Below are 1,525 nucleotides of genomic sequence, written 5' to 3'. Positions count from 1 at the left end.
AACCGGCGCTCGATGAAGCCCGGCTCGTAGTCCCAGCCCTCGGCGATCCACGACGACTGACCGTTCGTCGAAGCGGTGCGGCCGTCGACCGCCTGCGAGGAGTACGACAGCGCGATCTCGGGCTGCGGACCGCCCGGGACCTCCTGCGACTCGATCGGATACGTCCACGAGAACCCGCCGGACGAACTGCCGGCCATCCAGGAACCCGACTGCGACAGCGACGTAGCGCCGTGGTTGCCGCCAGGGCCCGAGGCCGACGCCGTCGCCGCCAGCACCCGCGGCGCGGAAGCCGACCCACGGGCCTTCTTCGCGGTTCCCAGATCAACGGTCGCGCTGACCGTGAAGGCCTCGGGGTCGTTGGAGCCCCTCAGCTCGGTCGGAGTGCGGCACTCGGACTTCTCCGGAGTCGTCAGCGCACACGCCGGCAGCTCCACCAGCCGCAGCCGCGAACCCCAGTCACCGCCGAAACTGTCCCTGATCGAGCGGTAGTCCACCTCGATCTCGACAGCACCCGACGCGGCGTCAGATGTACCCGACGCCGCCGGGGCCGCAGTGAACAGCACGCCCTCGACGCCCACGGCGCGAGCCGCCTTCGCGTCCTTCACCTGCACCCGAGCCGTCGTGCCCGGCTCGGCCAGAGTCTTCCCGCGCGCCGCACCGGCCTTGGCCTCAGGCTTCTGGAGGCGGACGGGAATCTCGGCGAAAGGTTTCTCCGACTGGCCGGTAATCACGCCGTGATCGCCGGAACCCAGTCCCGATCGGGCGGCCTTCGCCGGGACGTCGCCCTGGGCGTCGGCGACGGGGACCACGTAATCCCCGGTGGGGATCCGGCCGGCGACCGGCTTCCAGTCCTTCTCCGCCTCGTTCTTGACCGCGGGCCGCTTGCGGTCGAAGTCCCGTCCGGAGACGGAACGTTCCTGCTTCAGTTCGTCCAGGTCCGGGCCGCTTCCGGCAGCCGCAGCCGGGTCGTCCGGGACGAAGTTGATCATCAGCGCCATGAAGACGACAAATGACACGGATCTATGCCAGTGCCCCAAATAGCGCAACTGGCGCAAGAGTTGTTGTCGCACGCTTCCTTCCCATCCTGAGCAGGATAAACACATGACCGGAGGGGACCCTAAGTGCCAACAACCCCACCAGCAACAGGGGTTGCACTCCCATAAATCACCTCACTCCCCCTAAACAGCCGGAAATTCCCATCAGAGCGCCGTGTACTGTTCCGCCGAAAGTTGCTCTTGAAGTGAAGGGATCAAGGGGATTTGTCTATGCCGGACATACCCATGAAGAGACGGGGACCGGGTCGCACCGCACGGGGCGCACTCGCCGCGGTGCTGGTCGGAGGCGCTTTGGGGCTCACTCCCCTCAGCGCCGCGACCTCGGTCGCCGCCGAGGAGAAGACTTCCGGAACCAGTACCTCCGGAGCGCCGGCGGGCTCGGAGGAGCATGCGCTGGAGAGGGCCAAGCGGACCGGTGAGCCGGTCGAGGTGCTGTCCTCGCGCACCGAGATCAGCGAGACCCACGCGCT

Annotated in this window: 1 pseudogene; it reads right to left on the bottom strand. The window is 67.5% G+C overall.

From position 1 onward, the window contains the following. Window positions 1–998, bottom strand: a pseudogene (locus tag ACF089_RS35910) (Rhs family-like protein); the annotation flags it as partial. Window positions 999–1,525 lie beyond the last annotated feature (527 nt).

The organism is Streptomyces sp. NPDC014894 (assembly GCF_043080985.1).
GTDB lineage: Bacteria > Actinomycetota > Actinomycetes > Streptomycetales > Streptomycetaceae > Streptomyces.
The sequence above is the reverse complement of the archived record's forward strand: the minus strand, read 5'-3'. Positions and strand labels throughout refer to the sequence as shown.